This window comes from Trinickia sp. Z7 (assembly GCF_056498045.1).
The window spans coordinates 1-22,236 of record NZ_JAUEQW010000026.1; the positions used below are offsets into that span (position 1 = coordinate 1).

Consider the following 22,236-nt stretch of genomic DNA (forward strand, 5'->3'; position numbering starts at 1 on the left):
TGGTAAAACGTGAGATACCCGTCGCTACCCAACCGCGAGAACGTTTTCACATAGCCGTGATGCGGCAGATACGAGCCGTCGGCTTGCTGCAGCCACAACGTCACCGGCTGCGCAATCAGCGCCTTCAGTTCGATTCGATCGCCCTGCGACGAGGCGACATCGACGATGAACTCGTAGTCGCGCCCGAGCCGAGACCTGCCCTTCGCCTGTAGCGGCACAAGCCAGTCTTTGCCCAACGGCGTATCCAGCTTGATTAAACGAGCGTATTGCGCATTCCCATAGAACAGCGCGTCGAAAAGCGCACCGAACGCCATGCCGCACTCCTTGCCTATCTACCGGCCGCAAGATTTCCAGAAGCACGGAATTCTAATTCAGACCCAAGAGGAAATCGACAAAGATACCGGCGAATTGCGGATAGTCTCGAGCTATACCAATCTGTACATAAGATATATTTTCCGATTTCCACAGGGGCACCGATAGCGCACCGCCTTTTTTACCGATTTACCAGCGATGCCTGCAGTTAGGCGGTATGAAAGGCCTCGTAGCTAGCTAGCGCTTTACAGCTTTGCAAGGAAAGGCAAAGCCAATTGGCGAGCACGTCCAGCAGACATGGCCGCAAGCGCCCGCGGGCACGCCGCGGCAACCGCCGCCCATGTTTTATGCGAATGAAACATTCAATCGCTTGAAGATCCAACCCGCGCATGCGATGTTTCGCAGATTCATAGCAGCTCGCATCGACGAAGGCACCCCCTCACATGAAGACGCTAACCGACCAACTCGCACAATATGCGTCCTACCATCGCGATCGGCGCAACATGGCCACACACTTCGTCGGCATTCCGATGATCGTGCTTGCGTTGGCCATTTTGCTCAGTCGCCCTCAATGGCATGTCGGGGCGTTGCCCTTCGGCCTCTCCCCCGCGCTGGTCCTGTTCCTGTGCGCGACCGTCTATTACATCGTGCTCGACGCGGCGCTCGGGTTTCTCATGGCGCTGATCTCGGCGGTCTGTCTAGTCATCGGCGCACTACTCGCCCAAGCATCGACGATCGCCTGGGCCGGCAGCGGCGCCGGCCTATTCATCGTCGGCTGGATTTTCCAATTCGTGGGACATGTCGCGTATGAACATCGCAAGCCGGCGTTCGCCGACGATCTGATCGGCCTTGTCATCGGTCCTCTATTCGTCCTTGCCGAAATCCTGTTCGGTTTCGGCTGGCGCGGCGCACTGCGTGATTGCGTCGATCGAAAAGCCCGCGCGCTACGCGAAGACCAGCGCAACCGGCATCAACCGATCTGAGCGACGCCGTCTCGCATGCGCAATAACAACACGCTATGAACGGCAGTCGCCACGACGGCTATCCAAATTGGGACGTAGGTGCCGAGCTGTTGCGCCGATAACGATTCGCCCAAAAACGTCACCGAAAACAAAACGAGCAATACAGGCTCGACATAGCCCAGAATCCCGAACAATGCCATCGGCAACATACGGCTTGCCTTCAGATAGCTCGCAAGCGCCATCGTGCTCAACACGCCCAGCCCTGGCAGCAGCAACGCCCACAAAAGCGGCCGTTGCAACGCCGCCTGTGCTCCGGCGCTCATCGCGATGACGAGCACGGCTGCCGGCAGCAACAGCAGCACCTCCACCGCGAACGTCACGAGCGAATCGCCACCCAACTTGCGACGCACCACGAAGTAAGGCGGATAGCCGATGGCCACTACCAGCGTCGGCCACGAAAACGCATGCGTGACCCACAATTGGTGCGCCACGCCCACGACAGCGCAGGCCACGGCCAACCATTGCAACGGCACCAATCGCTCGCGGTAATGGAAGCGGCCGACCAGCACCATCGTGAGCGGCAGCAGAAAATAGCCCAGCGACACCTCGAGCATGCGCCCGTGCAACGGCGCCCACATAAACAGCCAAAGCTGGGCGCCCAGCAAGCCGCTCGCGAGTAACAACATCAGCCCTCGCAACGGTTCGCGCACGGCGGCTGACATGAGTTGCACCATCTGTGCGCTGCGCCCCCGCAGCGCGACCAACATCAACGCCCCCGGCACGGTCCATACGATGCGCCACGCGAAAATATCGAGCCCATCGAGCGGGCGCAGCATTCGGGTATACACCGATAAAAGCGCGAATAATGTCGTCGCCGCAACCGATAGCGCAATGCCCCGCCCCATGTCCTGTCTTTTCATTTTCTTACTCAGCAGTTCAGCGCCGAGCGGGTTCGTTAGCGCAGATCGTTCAAAACTCAAACTGTGGGATTGTTCAGTGCTGTTCGAAACGCGCAAAACGTTTATCGATCTTGCGTTCCTCGCTCACACACTCCGTCACGCGCGCCGAAGGCGGCCCGCGTCGCATCCATTCGAGCATCCGATCGATTTGGTTGGCCGAGCCCTGCAACATCGCTTCGACGGAGCCATCGGCCACATTGGCCACCCAACCGGTAATGCCAAGCGCATGCGCTTGCCTTAGGGTCGCATGCCTAAAACCAACCCCTTGCACAACGCCACGCACACGCACGTAGTACGTCTCGACCTTCTTGTCCAAATCCGGCCCTTCCATTGCCCGCTCTCCAGCATCCATTTCACTAACGCCGCATTGTAATCGCCATGCCGAGAAGGCTTTGAACGCCTTCTCGGCGCTCAGCGCTAAAGAAAAGTCGTTTGCCGGTCGTTAAATGCATTGATTGCCTATGCGCGACAGGTCAATTGGCGAGAGGAGACTCGGGGTGGCGCTACAGGATCATGGGGCGAGAATCGGTCGCACCCGCTTGCTCAAAAGCTGGTTCGATGACAACAACACTGCCATCCTGACCGTCGCGGTGTGCGCGATCGCGGTCGGAATCGTCGCGTTCGGCGCCAGCCAGATTTTTGCCGGACGCGAACTCGACGACGCGCAGTTCACTCGCACGTTACAAATCCGTGACAACGTCGAGCATCTCGAGAGCCTTTACGCTGATGCGGACGCCGATTTCCTGCGCTTGGTTGCCGATCCGGCCTCGCGCGCAACGCCATGGCCCGTTTCGCGCATCGAGCGCGCGGAGCAAGCGCTCGACGCATTGGCGCGCAATCGCGATTCGTCGCAAGAGCGGACGCAGCACATCGAAGCGTTGCGCGCGGCCACCCACGAATGGCAGCGCAGCGTCGCGCAAGCCCTAAGCGGCGTGCGGCCAGGAGCGGCCGAATTGCCGCGCGGTGCGCTGGTTGCCGTCGAAACGAGCCGCCATCGAGTAAGCGTCGATCTGCGCCGCCTCGACGCCGAGCAAGACCTGTCCGCCGGCGCGCGCGAGAGCAAGATGGCACGCCGCTATGCCTCCGAGCGCATTGCCTTCGCGTCCGCCGCGGCAGCGGCCTTCGTTTTTCTGGTCTACGGCTTTCTCGCGAATCATCGGTTCGGCCTCGAACGCGCACGGGCTCGCATTTCAACTGAGGAGGGCGAAGCGCGTTTTCGCGAGTACTTCGAAGAGCATCCGCTGCCGATGCTCATTTACGATGTCGAAACGCTCACCATCGCCGCAATCAACGGCGCCGCGGTGCGACAGTACGGATACGAGCGCGACGAACTCGCGGGCATGTCGATCGCTGCGCTGCGTCCTCCAGAAGACAGCGCCGAGTTCATGGCGCGTTTCGTCGAACTGGCATCGGCATGCGGCACGACGAGCGGCTCCACTCACGTTCGAACGCACGTGCGCAAGGATGGCTCGCGCTTTTCCGTCGAAGCGTCGTATCACTTCATGACCTATGCGCATCGCCGCGCGTGCTTCGTCGTGTCCATCGACGTAACCGAAAAAGAAAACGCAAAGGAAGCGTTACGCGAATCGAAACAAATGCTCGAGGCGGTCATCGATAGCGTGCCGCAGCGCATCTTTTGGAAAGATACGCAATCGCGCTACCTCGGATGCAATCGCGCGTTTGCGCACGATGTCGGTCTAACCGATGCCGCGCAAATCGTAGGCGTGACGGACGACGAGCTACCCTGGCGCGACGGCGCCGAGAATGCTCGCACCCGGGACCGCCAAGTCATTGAAAGCGGCGAGCCCCTGGCGACTTACGAAGAGTTTTCCCCCGCGGCGAGCGGCGAGTGGCGGTGGTTGCGTAAGACGAAGGTGCCGCTGCGCAACGCGCGTGGCGAAGTCATCGGTCTCTTGGCCACTTACGAAGACATCACCGAACGCAAGGGCGTCGAGCTTGCACTGCATTTGCGCAGCCGCGCACTCGATGCCATCGTCAATGCTGTTCTCATCACGCGCGTGACCGAAGACGGCAACTTGATCGAATACACCAACCCCGCTTTCGAGCGCATCACGGGGTATTCGGTAGAAGACGTCAAAGGTCTGGATTTCCGCTTCCTGCAAGGCGAAGACCGGCAGCAGGAAGGCATCGATTCGATCCGGCACGCTCTGGCCGAAGAGCGCGAAGTCACGACTTTGCTGCGCAATTACCGGCGCGACGGCACCCTGTTTTGGAATCAGATCTACATCGCGCCCGTGCGTGACGAGTACGGCAACGTCACGCATCACATCAGTGTCGTCAACGACGTAACCGAGCTCGTCCGATCGCGTGACTTACTGAGCAAACAGGCCAACTACGATTCGCTCACTTCGCTGCCGAACCGCTATCGCCTGAATGAACGCCTCGCTCAGGCGATCGGCGATGCACAGCGCGACGACACTCGCGTCGCAGTCGTGTTCATGGACATCGATCACTTCAAGGATGTGAACGACAGCCTCGGCCACGGGATCGGCGATCGCCTGCTGCAGGAAATCAGCGCGCGTCTTTCCGCCTGCGTGAGCGCCTCGGACACCGTGGCGCGCTATGGCGGCGACGAATTCGTCATGGTGATCCCCGAAAACGGGGAGGAAGACCGCCTCACCGAGGTGCTCGCCCGCGCCTCGCAAGCATTCGCGCGGCCCGTGTGGATCGACGATACGGAGTTCTATGTCGAAACGAGCATCGGTGTCGCATGCTTTCCCAGCGACGGCGGCGATCCGGAAACGCTGCTGCGTCGCGCCGATCTTGCCATGTATCGCGCCAAGTCCAACGGCCGCAATGCGCTGCAACGCTTCACGCCCGATCTGGGCCGGCGCGCCGACGAACGACTCGCCCTGTCGCGCCGCATGCGGGCTGCGTTGGCCAATGGCGAATTCCGCCTCGACTATCAGCCCCAAGTCGATCTCCATATGAACCGCGTAACCGGCGTCGAGGCGCTGTTGAGATGGACCGACGGCGAACTCGGGCCGGTCAGTCCCGCGACCTTCATACCGATCGCGGAAGAAAACGGCCTCATCGTTCCGATCGGCGAATGGGTGATGCAGCAAGCGTGTTTTCAAGCGCAAGTGTGGCAAGCGTCGCTGCCGGGCTTGCGCATGTCGGTCAATCTGTCGCCGCGCCAATTTGCGCGCGCCGATATCCTGCGCGTCGTGCAGCGCGCGCTGACGCGTGCACGGCTTTCGCCGCGATTGCTCGAGCTCGAGATCACCGAAGGTGCGCTAATGACGAGCGGCGCACTCGACGTGCTGCGTGCGCTACGGGCGATGGACATCGACATCGCCATCGACGATTTCGGCACCGGTTATTCGAGCCTGTCCTACATTCGCAACTTCCACGCCGAACGGCTCAAGCTCGATATGTCGTTCGTCTCCGGCATCGGCCGGCACCGCGAGGATGAAGTCATCACGCGCGCGATTCTTTCGCTCGGTCGCGCGCTCGGCTTCAAAGTCGTGGCCGAAGGCGTGGAGACCGAAACGCAACTCGCGTTTCTGCGCCGGCACGGCTGCGGTGTCGTGCAGGGCTATCGCTTCGCGCGCCCGATGCCCGCCGCCGACGCGCACACTTTCATCACGCAGTTCAACCAAGGCACGATGACCTACGCCTGAGGCTCGGACAGAACACCAAGTACAATCTCGGCGCATCGACGTAACCAATCCATACGCGCCATACCATGACCGAATCTTCCCGCGATCTCGTGCTCGTCACGGGCGCATCGGGCTTCGTCGGCTCTGCCGTCGCACGCGCGGCGCTCGCGCGCGGCATGCGCGTGCGCGTGCTCGTGCGCGCCACGAGTCCACGCAAAAACCTCGAATCGCTCGACGCAGAGGTCGTCCTCGGCGATATGCGCGACGAACGCTCGATGCGGGCCGCGCTACGCGGCGTGCGATATCTCTTTCACGTGGCGGCCGACTATCGGCTATGGGCGCCCGATCCTTCCGAGATCGAACGCGCCAACCTGGAAGGCACCGAAGCGACGATGCGGGCCGCGCTCGCCGAAGGCGTCGAGCGCATCGTCTACACGAGCAGCGTCGCAACGCTGAAAGTCACGCGCGAAGGGCGCATAGCCGACGAAACCGCCCCCCTCACGGCGCAGCAGGCGATCGGCGTCTATAAGCGCAGCAAAGTGCTGGCCGAGCGCGCCGTCGAGCGCATGATCGAACGCGACCGGCTGCCCGCCGTCATCGTCAATCCGTCTACGCCCATCGGTCCGCGCGATGTGCGGCCCACGCCCACCGGCCGCATCATCGTCGAGGCCGCGCTCGGCAAAATTCCGGCCTTCGTCGACACGGGCTTGAACCTCGTGCATGTCGACGATGTCGCCGAAGGTCATTTGCTGGCGCTCGAACGCGGCAAGATCGGCGAACGCTATATTCTGGGCGGTGAAAATTTACCGCTGCAGCAAATGCTGGCCGACATTGCGAAGGAAACGGGCCGTAAGCCCCCATCGATCAGCTTGCCGCGCTGGCCGCTCTATCCGCTCGCATTCGGCGCAGAATGCGTGGCGAAACTGACCAAGCGCGAGCCGTTCGTCACCGTCGACGGACTCAAGATGTCGAAGAACAAAATGTATTTCACGTCGGCGAAGGCCGAGCAGGAAATCGGCTACCGGGCTCGGCCATATCTCGAGGGGTTGCGCGATGCGCTGCAATGGTTTCGCGAAGCGGGCTACTTACACCCGTGACCGCCGCGCGTGCATTTTGTTACAACTGGACGACGGCACGCGCGAATAGAGATGCCACGCAGCCGGTAGAATCGCGTCTCTTTGGTTGAAGTAGCTGCCGCATGAACTTGGAAGAACAGATCGGTGCGATCGACGCGCAGGTCGATCGGCTTAGCGAACTCCTTCGGCTCGCCCAAGCGGCCGCAGAGCAGGCACGGCATGCCGCGCAGGCACAGGCGCCCGCCGCGGCCGAGCCACACGCGACTCGCGAGGCGAAGCAATCCGCTGACGAAACGCCCGCGCAAAGCGATACACGGCCGACACTGCGCGTCGCGCGTCCGGCGAACAACGCGCTGACGCTCGGCATCGGCTCCGAGTCCGTCACGCTGCACCCCGAGCAAATCGGTCAATTGATCGAGGAACTCGCCAACGCACGCGCCTCGATGACACCCGAGCCGCCGATGGCGCTCCCGCCGGGCTGGCGTTTCGCTTCGACCAAAAATCCCGCCATGGCGATGCAGAAACAAGCGAACGGCGACCGTCTGCTGGTCGCGCGGCATACGGGTCACGGCTGGGTGCCGTTCACGTTCTCCCCCGACGCCGCCGTTCAGCTCTACCTCATGCTGACTCAGTCATGACGGCGCGAGCTCATTTGCCCTGCGCAGGCGCTTGCACGCGCGCTTTCCACTGTCCGCCTTTGCCCCGCCAGTAACGCATGGCGGACGCAACCGTCGCACCGACGTAAAACAACGCAACGAGCGGCAGCGCGGGCGCCCACCAGGGCGAACGGCCGTAATAGCGCAGCATCGGTGCGTAGGCGCAGCACATCGCCGCCCATGCGAGCCAGGCGGGCCAGCCGAGCGGACCGAGCGCCATCGCAACCACGGGCGGCGCGAGATAGATCACCCCCATCCCGGCCAAAGTTCCCGCAAGCAGCCACGGCGAATACCGCAACTGCGTGAAAGCCGTGCGCGCGATCATGTTCCAGATTTCGCCCGGGCCGTCGTACGGACGTAGCGAGTGGCTGCTCGCGGCCACGTCCAGACGGATCGCATGGCGGCCTTGGCCGCGATGCTTGATGCGCGCCGCAAGCGAGCAATCGTCGATCAGGGCGGAGCGGATCGACGCCATGCCGCCCGCCTCCTCCAACGCCGCACGCCTCACGAGCATGCACCCGCCGGCCGCGGCGGCCGTCTTGTTGCGAGGATCGTTGACCCACTTGAACGGGTACAGCTTGGCGAAAAAGAAGACGAACGCGGGAATGAGCGCCTTTTCCCAGAACGAATCGCAACGCAGCCGCACCATCAGCGAAACGAGATCGCGCCGCTCGATCGTTGCTCGCGCAACGAGCTGCGCGACGGCATCGGGCGGATGCGCGATGTCGGCATCGGTCAGCAGTAGAAAATCGGCCGGGAGACCGCGCGTTTCGATGGCGGCGATGCCCTGCGACTGAGCCCACACCTTGCCGGACCATCCGGCGGGCAGCGGCTCGGCAGCGATCACCGTCAACCGCTCGGGCACGCCCCGCGCGAGCGCCGCGGCGCGTGCGGCTTCGGCGGTGCCGTCGGTGCTGTGATCGTCGACGACGACGACGTGGAACGCCCCCGCATAGGCTTGCTCGATCAGCGACGTCACGGCCGCGCCGATCACGTCGGCTTCATTGCGCGCCGGCACGACTGCGACTACGGCGGGCCATGCGCCGAAGGCTTCGATGGCTTCGGCGGCAACTTGCGGCGCGCAGCGCGTGCGCCAAAACCCGCCCCGCGCGAAGAGCAGGACGCACCATATGATCAGCGAGAGCGCCGACAATCCGAAGAGCGCGGTGGTCATGCGCGCCCCGTCCCGGCAACGAGGACGGCGGACCGACGACGGCGGGCTGCGCCGGGGGTGAAGCGGTATGAAGAGTGAACGGAGGGCATCCTACGCGGTCATCGAAATGAAAATGAAAGGATTTGCGCAAACATCGGCGCGAACGAAACGCAGTGAAATGCGCGCGGCCCGCTAGTTTACCGGCTTGCCGCGGCCGTTGGCGCAAGCCGCGCCACCTCGCCTGCTGGCATTCTTGCAACGCCTGCCTGGCTTGCTGGCAGCGTTCTAGGCCCGATAGCGTTAGAATGCGCGTTTGGGTTGGTTTGCCGGCTATCACGCCCGCTTTCTAATAATAGGTTTGGAATCTGGGCGATCACGCCGCTAAGTGCCGGCGGCCGATATCCCGATTCGGTCGGAGTTCGCCATAAATGCGAGTCATCCTTGCTCAACCCCGCGGCTTTTGTGCGGGCGTCGTTCGCGCGATCGAAATCGTCGACCGCGCATTGCAACGGCACGGTGCGCCCGTGTACGTGCGGCATGAAATCGTGCACAACCGGCACGTCGTAGAGAATTTGCGTAGTAAAGGCGCGCGTTTCGTCGAAGAATTGGACGAGGTGCCGCACGGGGCAGTCGCTATTTTCAGCGCACACGGCGTGGCGCAAAACGTCGAGCACGATGCGCAGGCGCGCGGGCTCGATGTGCTCGACGCAACGTGCCCGCTCGTCACGAAAGTGCACGTTCAAGGCCGTCAATACGTCGCGGCGGGCCGCACGCTGATCCTGATCGGCCATGCGGGGCATCCTGAAGTGGAAGGCACGATCGGCCAGATTCCGGGCAAGGTGCTGCTCGTGCAAAGCGAAGCCGAAGTCGCCAAGCTCGACCTGCCCCAGGACACGCCGCTCGCCTACGTGACGCAGACCACGCTGTCGGTCGACGATACCCGCGGCATCATCGAAGCGCTGATGCAGCGCTTCACCAATATCGTCGGTCCCGATACGCGCGATATTTGCTATGCCACGCAGAACCGGCAGGCCGCGGTACGCGAATTGAGTGCGCAAGTCGACGTCTTGCTCGTGGTGGGTGCGACGAACAGTTCGAACTCGAACCGTCTGCGTGAAATCGGCGCCGAAACGGGTGTGCCGAGCTATCTGGTCGCCGACGGCTCGGAGCTCAAACGCGAGTGGTTCGCCACAGCGGGGACGGTCGGGATTACGGCCGGCGCCTCGGCGCCCGAGGAAATGGTCGAACACGTGATCGATGCGCTGCGCGCGCTAGGCCCTGTCGAAGTTTCGACGATGGCAGGCCGGGAAGAAAAAGTTGAATTCAAGCTGCCGGCAAAGCTCATGGAGCCTGCCGACGCACGCCAAGTTTAAGGAGGTTGCCTTGTCGATCCCGCTTTTGCAGAAAGTCCGCGTGGGCGCTTATATCGCGCGCCAACATTTCAGCGGCAACAAACGCTATCCGCTCGCGCTGATGCTCGAGCCGCTTTTTCGCTGCAATCTGGCCTGTAACGGCTGCGGCAAGATCGATTATCCCGATCCCATTCTGAATCAACGGCTGTCGGTCGAAGAATGCCTCGGCGCAGTCGACGAATGCGGCGCCCCCGTGGTCTCGATCGCCGGCGGCGAGCCGCTGCTGCACAAGGAAATGCCGACCATCGTCAAGGGCATCATCGCGCGCAAGAAGTTCGTCTATCTCTGCACGAACGCGTTGTTGATGGAAAAGAAGATGGACGATTACGAGCCGAGCCCGTACTTCGTTTGGTCGGTCCACCTCGACGGTGACCAGGCGATGCACGACCATTCGGTGTCGCAAGAAGGCGTGTACGAGAAGGCCGTCGCCGCGATTCGCGAGGCGAAGCGCCGCGGCTTTCGCGTCAACATCAACTGCACGTTGTTCAACGATGCGCAACCCGAGCGCGTCGCGGCATTCTTCGATACGCTGGGGCCGATGGGCGTGGACGGCATCACCGTCTCGCCCGGCTACGCCTACGAGCGCGCGCCGGATCAGCAACACTTCCTGAATCGCGACAAGACCAAGCATTTGTTCCGCGAGATCTTCAAGCGTGGCAATCGCGGCAAGAACTGGTCGTTCAGCCAATCGGCCATGTTCCTCGATTTCCTCGCGGGCAACCAAACCTATCACTGCACGCCGTGGGGCAACCCCGCGCGAACGGTGTTCGGCTGGCAGCGCCCGTGCTATCTCGTCGGCGAAGGCTATGCGAAGACCTTCAAAGAGCTGATGGAAGAAACGGATTGGGACGCGTACGGCACCGGCAATTACGAAAAGTGCGCCGATTGCATGGTTCACAGCGGCTTCGAAGCGACGGCCGTGATGGATACCGTGGCGCATCCGCTGAAGGCCCTGGGGGTGAGCATGCGCGGCCCGAAGATCGACGGTGCATTCGCCAAGGACATTCCGCTCGATAAGCAGCGTCCCGCGGAATATGTCTTCTCGCGCCACGTCGAGATCAAGCTCGAAGAAATCGGCCGCGCAGCCAATACGAAAAACGCACGCACGGCGGCGGTACACTAAGCTTCGGTTCTTGGTGCGCCTCGCTAGAGCGGCGCGGTCCCGAAGGGCCGCGCCGCTTTGTTTTGCGGCCGCACATTACGCTGTTTTGTTCACACGAATGCCCGTTCTCACGAATGCGGCGCTGTCGAGATGAAGATCAAGACGAAGATCTTTTTGCTGGCGATCGTTCCGTTCGTCATCGCCATCGCAGGCATCGGCATCGGTGTGCGCCTGCAGGCCGCCGCGCTAGTCAAAGCGCAGCGCGAGACCGTGGAAGCCGCGTATCTCTCGAGCAAGAGGACCGAACTCAAGCATTACGTCGACCTCGCGGTGACGGCCATCACGCCGCTTTACGAGGCCGGCGGCGACGCGAAAGACGACGAGGCGCACCAACGCGAAGCGCTTGCCATGCTGCAGCGCATGGACTTCGGGCCGGATGGTTACTTCTTCGTCTACGACATGAAGGGCAACTCGCTGATGCACCCGCGCGAGCCCGATCTCGTCGGCCACAATTGGTGGCAGCTCAAAGACCCTCGCGGCGCATTGACGATACAGCGGCTCATCACGGCCGCGAACGCGGGCGGCGGCTACGTGCGCTATGTTTGGCATCGTCCGTCCACCCATCGCCTCGAACCCAAGCTCGGATACGTCGTACCGTTGCCGCGCTGGGGCTGGATGATCGGCACGGGCATTTATCTCGACGGCGTCACCGAGGCGCTCACGCGGATCGACGCAAGCGCTTCGACCAATATCACGCGCACCATGACGTGGATCGGCGTCATCGCACTCGCCGGCTTCGGGGTCATTACGGCCTGCGCGCTGTTCTTGAACGTCTCCGAATATCGCAGCGCCGACGCCAAGCTCAAGCGGCTGGCGCAACAAGTCGTCGAATCGCAGGAGCATGAGCGCGCGCGACTTTCACGCGAGCTGCACGACGGCATCAGTCAAATGATGGTGTCGGTCAAGCTCTTGCTCGAATCGGCGCTCGCACGCCTCGAACACGCGAGCCACCCGCAACTGCGCGTGCCGAGTGCCGAATCGGCGCTCGGCACCGCCCTGACGCGGCTATCGCATGTCCTGCGCGAAGTGCGGCGCATCTCGCATGCGCTGCGTCCCTCCATGCTCGACGACCTCGGTTTGGCCGCAGCGCTGGAGCAGTTGACGCGCGAACTCGGCGAGGAGACGGCAATCGACATGCGTGTCGAAACGGACGCCGCCTCGCGCGCCGCCGTGCTGCCGGCGGCAGTGAACACTGCATTGTTCAGGATTGCTCAGGAAGCGCTGACGAACATCGTGCGGCACGCGCAGGCGGCGCATGTCACGCTCGCCTTCTCCGTTGCCCAACGAGCCGTGAATCTGACGATTGCCGACGACGGGCATGGCTTCGATATCGAACGCGTGCACGCGGATGCTCGCGGCGGTATCGGCTTGCGCAACATGCGCGAACGGCTCGATGCGCTCGCTGGTACGCTGACGATCGCATCGGAACCGGGTCGAACGGTCGTCGCCGCATCGGTGCCGCTAGCGCACTCCGCACCGGCGCGAGCGGCCGATTCTTCGCAAGACACTCATCGTCTATGAACACACTTGCTTCCTCGCGACCCGCGAGCATCATCCTCGTCGACGACCATCCGCTCGTGCGGGACGGCTTGCGGCTACGGCTGGAAGGCGTGCCCGGCTTCGTCGTGGCTGGAGAAGCGGGCAACGCCGAGGAAGCGCTGACGCTTGCGCAAAGACTGTCGCCCGATCTCGCGTTGATGGACGTGGGCATGAACGGCATGAGCGGCATCGCGCTGGCCGGGGTCTTCCACGAACGCTTCCCCGCCGTGCGCGTACTGATGCTGTCGATGCACGACAACATCGAGTATGTGACGCAGGCCGTGCGGGCCGGCGCGAGCGGCTATGTCTTGAAGGACTCGCCGGCCACGGAGATCGTTCACGCGATTGCGGCCGTGCTGCAGAACCGCACGTTCTTCAGCGCCGGAATCGCGGCACGCATGATTCAAGCCAGCACTTTGCAGACACCGGCGGAGCGCTTGACGCCGCGCGAGAGCGAAATTCTCGATGCGCTCGCGGAAGGGCTGTCGAGCAAACAGATTGCCGAGCGCTACGGGCTTTCGGTGCGCACGGTGGAAACGCACCGGCTGAACGTCAAACGCAAGCTCGAGATAGAAGGACAGGCCGAACTCATCAAGTTCGCCGTCGAGCGACGCCGGCGTTGACCGGAGGCCGCTCGCTCACTGCCGCTCACTCGCTGCGGGCGTTGTGCTGGGTGAGGTACTTGATTAGGCCGTCGACGCCGCCTTTGGCCAATTGCGGCTTGAACTGACTCTGGTAGACCTGAATGAGCCACGCGCCTGACATGTCGATGTCGTAAATCTTCCATTCGCTGCCGGCTTTGCCGAGCCGATAGCCGACCTGCTGGCTGTCGCCGGGCGTCGTGACGGTGGACATGACCAACGCATCGTTGCCCGTCGCTTGATCCTGCTTGAAGGCGAAGCGCGCATCTTGGGTGCCGAGTTGCGCGAGCGAAGCCGCGTAGGTGCGTGTCATCAGGACTTTAAATTGCTTCGTCAGCTCTTGCTGCTGCGCCGGGGTGGCTTGCTTCCACGCATCGCCCACGGCGATACGCGCAGTGCGCTCGAAGTTGGTAGCCGGCAAGAAGTGGCTTTGCACGATTTGCGTGATCTTCTGCATATCGCCGCCGCGCGCGGCCGGATCTTGCTTCATGGCGTCCACGGTGCCCACGACAGCCTGCTTGACCACGTCTACGGGAGCCGATTGAGCCCAGGCGGCGGCGCTGACGAACGCCGCGGTGAGAAATGCAAACAAATGACGTTTCATGGAATGTCGAACTCGTTTGAAAAGGGATCGATAGCACCGCTCGAGCCTAGGCACGCGAATGCGGTCATGGTGCGATCCGGGCAGTATACCGGTCCTAGTGCGGCCATCCTGGCGTTGGACGCATGCCGGGCATGGCCGGTTCCGCGCCGCTGTGCGTGGCATCCGGGGCCCATGAGCCGTCCGCCGGTATACTCAGGCGTTTTGCTCCCCCGATTTCCCCTGCCGGTCGATTCATGCTGACGCCTCTCATCGTTCGTCTCGTCGCCTTTTCCGTGCGCCGCCCCGTTTGGATCGTCGCGCTCGCGCTCGTCTTGGCGGCGGCGAGTGGCGTGTACGTGACGCGGCATTTCAAGATCAACACCGACGTCAGCAAGCTCATCGAAACCGATGCGCAATGGTCCGCGCTGAGCGACGCGATGGACCGGGCGTTCCCCGATCGCGATCAGACCATCCTCGCAGTCGTCGAGGCCGGCGCGCCCGAGTTGGCGGACGCCGCCGCCGATGCGCTGGCCAGCGGGCTCTCGAGCCCCGCCTACCGCGCCCGGGTCGGTGCGGTGTCGCAGCCGGGCGGCGGCCCGCTGTTCGAACACAACGGCATGCTGTTCTTGCCGGCCGACAGCGTGGCGAAGACGACGGCGCAACTCTCGCAAGCGCGCCCGCTCATCAACACGCTCGCCCACGATCCGAGCGTGACGGGCCTTGCCACCACGTTGTCGACGATGCTCGGGCTGCCGTTGCAGTCGGGGCAAGTGCAATTGCCCGCCATGGCCAACCTGCTGACACGGGCGGCCGATACCGTGGATGCTGTCCTGGCCGGTAAAAGCGCGGCTTTTTCATGGCGGGCGCTCGTCGACGCCGATGCAGCCCGTCAACCTGCCCGAGCGTTCGTCACGGTACAACCGGTCGTCAACTACGGCGCATTGCAAGCCGGTGCACAGGCGTCGGAGACGATCCGCACCGTGGCACGCGAGCTCGATCTGCAAAAGCGCTATGGCGCCGTCGTGCGCCTGACCGGCGCACAGCCGCTCGCCGACGAGGAATTCGCTTCGGTCGAAGACGGTGCGATCGTCAACGGCATCGGCACGCTCCTCGTCGTCCTCGCGATTCTCTGGTTTGCATTGCGTTCGAAGCGGATGATCCTGGCCGTGCTCGTCACGCTGGCCGTCGGTTTGCCGATCACGGCAGCGCTCGGCCTGATGATGGTTGGCTCGCTGAACATGATCTCGGTCGCGTTCATGGTGCTGTTCATCGGCTTGGGCGCCGATTTCGCCATTCAATACGGCGTGAAATACCGCGAGGAACGGCACCGCGACCCTCGGCTCGACCATGCGCTCGTCGGCGCCGCACACTCGATGGGGCTGCCGCTGACCTTGGCGGCGGCAGCCGTCGCCACCAGCTTCTTTTCGTTTTTGCCCACCGCCTACCGCGGCGTGTCGGAACTCGGCCTGATCGCTGGCGTGGGCATGATCGTCGCCTACTTCAGTACGATGACGTTACTGCCCGCGCTGCTCAAGCTGATGGCGCCCCCCGGCGAGGCGTCGCGCCCGGGCTTCGCGCGCTTGGCGCCGATCGACGATTTCCTGCAAGAGCACCGCAAGCCGATTTTGCTGGGCACGCTGGTCGTCGTGCTCGGCGCCACGCCGTTGCTGCTGCATCTGCGTTTCGACTTCAACCCGCTGCATTTGAAAGACCCGACCACCGAATCGATGGCGACGCTGTCGTCGCTGAAAAATTCGCCCGAAGCTTCGATCAACGATGTCGCCGTGCTCGCGCCGTCGCTTGCCGCGGCCGACTTGACGGCTCGCCGTGTCGGCGCACTGCCCCAAGTTGGGCGCGCCACCACGCTCACGAGCTTCATACCGCCCGATCAACCGCAAAAGATTTCCCTGATCGAGCAGGCCGCGCAAACCCTTCTGCCCGCACTGACGCAACCGCCCGCGCCCCCGGCGGCCGATGCGCAGCGTGTCGCCGCGCTAAAACGCGCATCGAATCAGCTGACGTATGCGGCCGATGACCATCCCGGCCCCGGCGCCAACGAGGCGCGGCGGCTCTCGGCAGCGCTCGTCAAGCTCGCGGCCGCGGACGCCGCGGCGCGCGACCGTGCCGAAGCCGCCTTCTCGACCTCGCTGCGGCTTGCGCTGCGGCAACTCACGACGTTGCTGCAGCCGTCGGTCATCACGCGCGAAACCTTGCCGCCCGCACTCGTGCGCGATTGGGTCGCCCCGGACGGCCGCGCGCTCGTGCAAATTTCACCGCGCGTGCCGCCGGGCGTCGACTCGAGCGACGATGCGATGCTGCGCCGGTTCGCTCACGCCGTGAAGAAGGCCGAGCCGAGCGCGATCGGCGGACCGATTTCGATCCTGCATTCGGCCGATACGATCATCATGGCGTTCTTGCAAGCGGCGGCCTGGGCAGTGCTTTCGATCACGCTGCTGCTGTGGGTCACGCTGGGCCGATTCGGCGATGTCCTGCGGACGATGATTCCGCTGCTCGTGTCCGCGCTCGTCACGCTCGAGCTCTGCGTCGCCTTCGACATGCCGCTGAACTTCGCGAACATCATTGCGTTGCCGCTGATGCTCGGGGTGGGCGTCGCCTTCAAGGTCTACTTCGTGATGGCGTGGCGCGCCGGCCAGACGAGCCTGCTCGCGTCGAGCCTCACGCATGCGGTATTGTTCAGTGCCGCCACGACGGCCACGGCCTTCGGCAGCCTATGGCTATCGCACCATCCCGGCACTGCCAGCATGGGCCGCCTGCTGGCGCTGGCGCTTACTTGCACGCTCATCGGCGCGGTGGTGTTCCAACCCGTGCTCATGGGCAAACCGCGCGCCGCTCGCGCCCAAAAGAATGGATTAGAAGGAATCGATGGATAACCTACGAACCTTGTCCGCGGCGGTGCTCGCCGCGGCCCTTTTGGGCGGCTGTGCAAGCCCTGATCAGCGCACCGCGGGCGATCCTTTGGAGCCCATGAATCGTGCGATCTTCAAGGTCAACGACACGATCGATCGCACCGTGGCCGTGCCGATCGCCAAGGGCTATCAGAAAATCACGCCGCACCCGCTGCGCACGGCGATCAGCAACTTCTTCTCGAACTTGGGCGATCTGAACAACTTCGCAAATGAATTGCTGCAGTTGAAGATCACCGATGCCACGCAAGATTTGATTCGCTTCGCGATGAACACCACCTTCGGCATCGGCGGGCTGATCGATTTCGCCACGCCGGCCCGCTTGCCGAAGCATCATCAAGACTTTGGCCTGACGCTCGGCCGCTGGGGCATACCGTCGGGCCCTTACCTCGTGCTGCCGATTTTTGGACCGAGTTCGTTCCGCGACGGCGTGGGGCTTGCCGTCGACACGCGCTTCAGCCCGCTGATTTACGCGCCTACCGATTCGCGCAGGCCGCTGTACGCCCTGCAGTTTGTCAGCGCACGCTCCGACATGCTCGGCGCGACGAACATCCTGGAACAAGCCGCGCTCGACAAGTATTCGTTCGTGCGCGACGCATATACGCAGCAACGTCGCGCCGCACTGGGCGCGGATTCGTCGAAGCCGCCCGCGTTGCCCAATTACGGTGACGAGGACGAAAGCAGCACGGGCGCCACCGCGCCCGATGCGGCAAGCGCGGCGTCGGCGCCCGGGGGCGCTTCTGCGGCTTCTGCGGCTTCTGCGGCTCCTGCGGCTTCTGCGGCCGCTCCTGCTGCAAGTGCCTCCGCCGCGACGCCGGCTTCCGCGCCCACGCCCGCCTCGGCGCCGGCGCCGGCATCCGGTATCCCGCCGTTCAATGCGCCCGCGGGCGCGCCCCCGTCGAACGGCATGAACCCGCCGCAATGAATCGTAGCCACACCTAAATCATGTTTCCTACCGCTCACGGCATGTTGAGTTCCACCTTGCATGCGATGGATCCTTATGCCCTAGCCGGTATCGTCGCCGCGCTGCTCGTGGGTGGAATGGTCAAAGGCATCGTCAGCATTGGGGTGCCGCTCGTGGCCATGCCGATCCTCAGTCAAATGATGCCGGTCAAGCAGGCGGTGCTGCTGCTGTCGATGCCGGTCATTCTCGGCAACATCCCGCAGGCCTTGGAAGGCGGAGAAACGCTCTCCACGGCGCGCCGCATCATCGCGCCGCTCGTGGGGACGGTGCTGGGCAATATCGTCGGCGTGTCGATTCTCATCTCCCTCGAACCCCATCACGCACAGGCTGCGGCCGGTGCGCTGTTGGCCTTGGCCGCCCTCTTGCTGCTGGCTTCGCCGCGCTTCACGCTCGCGCCGGGCTGGGTCAAGCCGATCGGTTTCGCGCTGGGCTTCGGCGCGGCGCTGATGGAAAGCATCGCGTCGATTCCTGGGCCCCTGCTCGCCATCTACCTCATTTCCTCCGGCGTCCGCGGCAAAGCGTTCACGAAGCAAATGGCCATGATTCTCGTCGTTTCTATCGTGACGCTGCTGCTTGCCTTCAAGAGCGGCGCCCATGCGTCGAGCGCGGACTTGCTCATATCTGCCGCTGCCAGCATCCCCGTCATCGCCGGCATGCTGATCGCGCGCCCGCTGCGCGACAAACTACCGCCGCACGCTTTTCGAATCATCGTCTTGCTATTCGTGCTCGGCGCCGCCGGCCAAATGATCCGCAAAGCCATGGGTGCATAGCCCTATTCGAGAGCCGGGAAGCGACGTTCGGTAATCAGGCGCAACTTTATACAGATCGTTCTGTAATCGAGGAAATATTTCCGATATTGCAAACTTCTTCCAGGGCGTCCAAGTATTTTTTTCTGCCGTCAATGCACGATAAACACCGCGCAGGCCGACAAATCTGATTGCGCGTGCCATTCGCATATTTTGAACGCAATCGCTATCGATTTCGTCATGTAGGTCTATTAAAATCACCGCCTCCCTAGCGCTGTCGATAGCGCAGCCCTTGCTCTAAAGGAATGGCGGAATGACGTCCAATACGCTCGTCGATGCGCTCTATTACGGCGCAGCCCAGCGCAATCGTCTTCTCAAGCTGGATACACCGCTTGGTGCGGATTGGCTCGTGCCGCTTCAGGCAAAAGGCAGCGCGCAGCTTGGGCGCGATTACGAATTCATTGTCGATGTCGCCTCGATCCGCGGCAGCGAGATCAAGCTCGACGCGCTAATCGGACAAGCGGTCACGCTTTGGCTGCAGAAAACCGACGGCGCCTATCTGCCGTACCACGGCTATGTTCATGCGTTCAGCCGATTGGGGGCGGACGGGTCGCTCACTTACTATCAATTGCGATTTTCCTCGTGGCTGCATTTTCTGCGGTTGCGGCGCGACATGCGCGATTGGCAAGAGCAAACGGGCGAACAGATCATCGCCGACGTTTTCGACCAGCATCCGCAAGCACAAGGGGCTTATCGTTTCGATTTGCGGCAGCCCATGCCGCAGTATTCGAATCGCGTGCAATGGGAATACGACTGGAATTTCGTCCATCGCAGCCTCGAGGAAGCAGGCGTCTTCGGCCGCTTCGAACAAGCGTCCGACGGCAAATCGCACACGCTCGTGTTGATGGACGACGCGTATTTTCTGCCTGAACTCGAGCCCAAGACAGTCGAGTTTCGCCGCACCGGGTTGCGCGAAGAAGTGGACGGTCTCACGCAATGGAAGGAACAGCAAGCGATCCAAAGCGCGACGCTCACGACCCGCACGTTCGATTACAAGCGTCCCGACTTGCCGAAGGAAGTCACGAGCGCGATCAACGCGCATGACGACATTCCCGCGCAAGGCGAGGTGTACGACTACACGGGCGCCTACACCTGGGGGCCGCGCGATCGCGGCGAGCATCAGGCCGCGGTGCGCACGCAAGCATGGCAATCGCAAGCGAAGCGCTATCACGGCATCGGCAGCTTGCGCTCGGCCAGTCCCGGCCATTGGTTCACGTTGACGGGTCATCCCGTCCACGACCGCGATGCGCCGCAAGATCGCGAGTTCGCCATCATCGGCACCACGTGGATCATCCGCAACAATCTGCCCGGCATGGATGATGTTGCGGATTTCGCCGAGAGTTTGCGCTCCGAGGTCAATCATGCCGCTGCCGCGAGCATCGGCGGCGTCGCGGTCAAACATCCCGATGGCAGCGAAGGCTTTTTTCAAGTCGAGATCGAAGCGCAACGCCGGCGCACGCCGTTTCGCAGCGCACTCGAGCATCGCAAGCCCGTCATGCAGTTGCAGACCGGGATCATCGCCGGGCCGAACGACGAAGAAATCTATACCGATGCATTGAACCGGGTGAAGGTGTGGTTTCCGTGGAATCGGCGTAACGAAGGCGACGAAGGCGCATCGGTTTGGGTGCGCGCAGCGTTTCCCGATGCCGGCAGCAGTCGCGGCGGACACTACCCGCTACGCAAGGGCGACGAAATCATCGTCGGATTCATGGAAGGCGATTGCGACCGCCCCGTGATCTTGAGTCGCATGCATGGGGGCGCAACCCCGCCGACGTGGCATACGCACGGGTTGCTGTCGGGATATCGGTCGAAGGAATACGCGGGAAGCGGTTTCAATCAACTCGTGATGGACGATGCCACCGGGCAAAATCGCATCCATCTTTATTCGACCAGCGCCGATTCGCACTTGCACTTGGGGTATCTGGTCGACCACACGAACAATACGCGCGGCGCGTACCTCGGCAGCGGCTTCGATTTGAAATCGAACGCCTACGGTGCGATCCGGGCGGGGCAAGGGCTTTACGTCTCGACGTATGCCAAGGGTTCGGGCAGCCAGCCCCTCGACGTCAGCGAATCGCAGAGTCAGTTGATCAACGCCGAGAGCGTCGTCGAAGCGTTATCGCAAGCGAGCGAGCTGCACCAAGCCGAAAGCCTCAAGGACGGCTACGAGGCCATGCGCGCCTACACCGATGCCACGCGCAAGAGTGTGCCGGGCGCCGTCTCGAGCAGTGGCCGCACCGCGGGAGGCGGCTCGGGCAACGCGAACGGGTTCGAGCAACCGGTGCTGCTTTTCGGTAGCCCCGCGGGCATCGGTCTGTCGACGCAGCAGTCGGTTCATGTGTCGGCGACGGATCATGTGAACTTCGCAACCGGCCAGAGCATGCACCTTGCGGCCGGAAAGTCATTGCTGGCGAGCGTCGGCGAAAAGTTGAGCCTGTTCGTGCAGAACGCCGGCATGAAACTGTTCGCGGCGAAGGGAAAGATCGAGGTTCAAGCGCAATCGGACAACGTCGAACTCACCGCGCAGAAAGGCGTGAAGATCGTATCGTCCACCGACGCGATCGAGATCGCGGCGGATCAAGGCATCGTGCTCACGAGCGGCGGCGCCTACATCAAGATCGCGGGCGGCAACATCGAGATTCACGGGCCCGGCACCGTCGATGTGAAAGGCGCGCAGCGGCTATTCAACGGCCCGGCCAGTATGGGCTATCCGCTGCCTTCGGCGCGGCCGGACGCACCCGGTCAGCTCGAACTGGTGCACAAGTACGCGAATGAAGCCGCGGTGAAAGGCGGAGCGTTTTCCGTGTTCGATTCGAGCGGTGGGCTGCTGAACAAGGGTGCGCTCGATGCGAGCGGAAAGACGATCGTGAGCGGGCTACCGTCTGGCGTCGTGCAAGTCAAATTCGGCGACGATCCCCGCAAACAAGATCAAACCGCGAGCAAGTTCGAGACGCCACAGTGGCCGACAGCGGACGGCGCGAATGGCGAACAGAGCGGTGCAACGGCCGATGCAGGGGACTCGCTCGGGGAATTGATGCCATCGCTGGCAAATGGCTCGGGCAATGGATTCGCGGGTTCGGCGGCGGCTTCGTCCGAAGGCGCTTCCTCGGGGATGGGAGCAGCGATGCAACAAGGAATGAGCTTCGCCGAACAAGCCATCGCCAAGGTGCTACCTTCGGGCGCGCAAAGCGCGCTCTCGCAGGTCAACCAACTCGGCACCGCGGCGCCTGCGATCAGCCATGCGCTGCAAGGCGGCCTCGGCGGCCTTTCGATGCCGAAATTCGGCTGATCATCGATTCGTTAGTGGTCCTTAATACTCCTAGAAGAAGCATAACGACGCCATGGCCGACGCGACCGTATTGCAACCCAAGCCGACCGACGTGTTCGTGTCGCCGCTCGTTAAGATCTCGCCTGAGGACGTCCATTCGGCGATTCATTCGCTCGATGTTTGGCTGCAAAGCATC

The 22,236-nt window shown here is 62.8% G+C and carries 16 protein-coding genes and 1 pseudogene; 12 read left to right on the forward strand and 5 right to left on the reverse strand.

All coding sequences use genetic code 11. The features are described 5' to 3' along the window. Positions 1 to 314: pseudogene (locus tag QQS38_RS25270) on the reverse strand (type VI secretion system tip protein VgrG); the annotation flags it as partial. A gap of 441 nt (positions 315 to 755) precedes the next feature. Between QQS38_RS25270 and QQS38_RS25275 the strand changes: the two are divergent. Then, positions 756 to 1,295, forward strand: coding sequence for an Mpo1 family 2-hydroxy fatty acid dioxygenase (locus tag QQS38_RS25275; protein WP_479648085.1), 540 nt, complete (start codon positions 756 to 758; stop codon positions 1,293 to 1,295). Here the strand turns inward: QQS38_RS25275 and rarD are convergent. After that, entirely contained in the window at positions 1,283 to 2,194 is a 912-nt protein-coding gene (rarD, locus tag QQS38_RS25280; RefSeq protein WP_479648086.1) for an EamA family transporter RarD, read from the reverse strand. The two genes, QQS38_RS25275 and rarD, sit on opposite strands and share 13 nt — an antisense overlap. Positions 2,195 to 2,267: 73 nt before the next feature. Continuing rightward, positions 2,268 to 2,564, reverse strand: a complete 297-nt coding sequence (locus QQS38_RS25285) for an acylphosphatase (RefSeq protein WP_479648087.1) — start codon at positions 2,562 to 2,564, stop codon at positions 2,268 to 2,270. Positions 2,565 to 2,730: 166 nt separating this feature from the next. On the opposite strand from QQS38_RS25285, the gene QQS38_RS25290 reads away from it, so the two are divergent. The 3 genes from QQS38_RS25290 to QQS38_RS25300 all read left to right on the forward strand — a co-directional run bounded on the left by QQS38_RS25290 (position 2,731) and on the right by QQS38_RS25300 (position 7,570). Next, positions 2,731 to 5,877, forward strand: a complete 3,147-nt coding sequence (locus tag QQS38_RS25290; RefSeq protein ID WP_479648088.1) for a sensor domain-containing protein — start codon at positions 2,731 to 2,733, stop codon at positions 5,875 to 5,877. A 65-nt stretch (positions 5,878 to 5,942) separates the two neighbouring features. Then, positions 5,943 to 6,953, forward strand: a complete 1,011-nt coding sequence (gene hpnA / locus QQS38_RS25295; RefSeq protein WP_479648089.1) for a hopanoid-associated sugar epimerase — start codon at positions 5,943 to 5,945, stop codon at positions 6,951 to 6,953. A 101-nt stretch (positions 6,954 to 7,054) separates the two neighbouring features. Further along, positions 7,055 to 7,570 (forward strand): hypothetical protein, encoded by a 516-nt coding sequence (locus tag QQS38_RS25300; protein ID WP_479648090.1) that lies wholly within the window; start codon positions 7,055 to 7,057, stop codon positions 7,568 to 7,570. A 10-nt stretch (positions 7,571 to 7,580) separates the two neighbouring features. Here QQS38_RS25300 and QQS38_RS25305 read toward each other — a convergent pair whose 3' ends face one another. Continuing rightward, positions 7,581 to 8,762, reverse strand: a complete 1,182-nt coding sequence (locus QQS38_RS25305; RefSeq protein WP_479648091.1) for a glycosyltransferase — start codon at positions 8,760 to 8,762, stop codon at positions 7,581 to 7,583. A gap of 407 nt (positions 8,763 to 9,169) precedes the next feature. Between QQS38_RS25305 and ispH the strand changes: the two genes are divergently transcribed. The 4 genes from ispH (at position 9,170) to QQS38_RS25325 (ending at position 13,477) form a co-directional block, all read left to right on the forward strand. Further along, on the forward strand, positions 9,170 to 10,114 hold the full coding sequence (ispH, locus tag QQS38_RS25310; RefSeq protein ID WP_479648092.1) for a 4-hydroxy-3-methylbut-2-enyl diphosphate reductase: 945 nt from the start codon (positions 9,170 to 9,172) through the stop codon (positions 10,112 to 10,114). Positions 10,115 to 10,124: 10 nt separating this feature from the next. Continuing rightward, complete coding sequence (hpnH, locus tag QQS38_RS25315) at positions 10,125 to 11,276, forward strand: adenosyl-hopene transferase HpnH (RefSeq protein ID WP_479648093.1); 1,152 nt, start codon at positions 10,125 to 10,127, stop codon at positions 11,274 to 11,276. Between the two features lie 129 nt (positions 11,277 to 11,405). After that, a complete protein-coding gene (locus QQS38_RS25320) occupies positions 11,406 to 12,836 on the forward strand; it encodes a cache domain-containing protein (protein WP_479648094.1) in 1,431 nt (476 codons plus the stop codon). After that, positions 12,833 to 13,477 carry a response regulator gene (locus QQS38_RS25325; protein WP_479648095.1) on the forward strand — a complete coding sequence of 215 codons (645 nt, stop codon included), beginning with the start codon at positions 12,833 to 12,835 and terminating at the stop codon, positions 13,475 to 13,477. Before QQS38_RS25320 ends, QQS38_RS25325 begins: the two co-directional genes overlap by 4 nt. A gap of 25 nt (positions 13,478 to 13,502) precedes the next feature. Here the strand turns inward: QQS38_RS25325 and QQS38_RS25330 are convergent, their stop codons facing one another. After that, the gene (locus QQS38_RS25330) at positions 13,503 to 14,099 is read right to left on the reverse strand and encodes an MlaC/ttg2D family ABC transporter substrate-binding protein (RefSeq protein WP_479648096.1); all 597 of its coding nucleotides are present in this window, start codon (positions 14,097 to 14,099) and stop codon (positions 13,503 to 13,505) included. A gap of 233 nt (positions 14,100 to 14,332) precedes the next feature. Between QQS38_RS25330 and hpnN the strand changes: the two genes are divergently transcribed. The 4 genes from hpnN (at position 14,333) to QQS38_RS25350 (ending at position 22,061) form a co-directional block, all read left to right on the forward strand. Further along, positions 14,333 to 16,969, forward strand: a complete 2,637-nt coding sequence (gene hpnN, locus QQS38_RS25335; protein ID WP_479648097.1) for a hopanoid transporter HpnN — start codon at positions 14,333 to 14,335, stop codon at positions 16,967 to 16,969. Further along, the gene (locus QQS38_RS25340; RefSeq protein WP_479648098.1) at positions 16,962 to 17,927 is read left to right on the forward strand and encodes an MlaA family lipoprotein; all 966 of its coding nucleotides are present in this window, start codon (positions 16,962 to 16,964) and stop codon (positions 17,925 to 17,927) included. The genes hpnN and QQS38_RS25340 overlap by 8 nt, the downstream gene beginning before the upstream one ends. A gap of 41 nt (positions 17,928 to 17,968) precedes the next feature. Next, the gene (locus tag QQS38_RS25345) at positions 17,969 to 18,736 is read left to right on the forward strand and encodes a TSUP family transporter (RefSeq protein ID WP_479648099.1); all 768 of its coding nucleotides are present in this window, start codon (positions 17,969 to 17,971) and stop codon (positions 18,734 to 18,736) included. Positions 18,737 to 19,025: 289 nt separating this feature from the next. Then, a complete protein-coding gene (locus tag QQS38_RS25350; RefSeq protein ID WP_479648100.1) occupies positions 19,026 to 22,061 on the forward strand; it encodes a type VI secretion system Vgr family protein in 3,036 nt (1,011 codons plus the stop codon). Positions 22,062 to 22,236 lie beyond the last annotated feature (175 nt).

Coding starts and splice junctions, on each gene's coding strand:
- QQS38_RS25275 (WP_479648085.1), top strand. CDS start 756: ATGAAGACGCTAACCGACCAACTCGCACAATATGCGTCCTACCATCGC.
- rarD (WP_479648086.1), bottom strand. CDS start 2,194: ATGAAAAGACAGGACATGGGGCGGGGCATTGCGCTATCGGTTGCGGCG.
- QQS38_RS25285 (WP_479648087.1), bottom strand. CDS start 2,564: ATGGAAGGGCCGGATTTGGACAAGAAGGTCGAGACGTACTACGTGCGT.
- hpnA (WP_479648089.1), top strand. CDS start 5,943: ATGACCGAATCTTCCCGCGATCTCGTGCTCGTCACGGGCGCATCGGGC.
- QQS38_RS25300 (WP_479648090.1), top strand. CDS start 7,055: ATGAACTTGGAAGAACAGATCGGTGCGATCGACGCGCAGGTCGATCGG.
- QQS38_RS25305 (WP_479648091.1), bottom strand. CDS start 8,762: ATGACCACCGCGCTCTTCGGATTGTCGGCGCTCTCGCTGATCATATGG.
- ispH (WP_479648092.1), top strand. CDS start 9,170: ATGCGAGTCATCCTTGCTCAACCCCGCGGCTTTTGTGCGGGCGTCGTT.
- QQS38_RS25320 (WP_479648094.1), top strand. CDS start 11,406: ATGAAGATCAAGACGAAGATCTTTTTGCTGGCGATCGTTCCGTTCGTC.
- QQS38_RS25325 (WP_479648095.1), top strand. CDS start 12,833: ATGAACACACTTGCTTCCTCGCGACCCGCGAGCATCATCCTCGTCGAC.
- QQS38_RS25330 (WP_479648096.1), bottom strand. CDS start 14,099: ATGAAACGTCATTTGTTTGCATTTCTCACCGCGGCGTTCGTCAGCGCC.
- hpnN (WP_479648097.1), top strand. CDS start 14,333: ATGCTGACGCCTCTCATCGTTCGTCTCGTCGCCTTTTCCGTGCGCCGC.
- QQS38_RS25340 (WP_479648098.1), top strand. CDS start 16,962: ATGGATAACCTACGAACCTTGTCCGCGGCGGTGCTCGCCGCGGCCCTT.
- QQS38_RS25345 (WP_479648099.1), top strand. CDS start 17,969: ATGTTGAGTTCCACCTTGCATGCGATGGATCCTTATGCCCTAGCCGGT.
- QQS38_RS25350 (WP_479648100.1), top strand. CDS start 19,026: ATGACGTCCAATACGCTCGTCGATGCGCTCTATTACGGCGCAGCCCAG.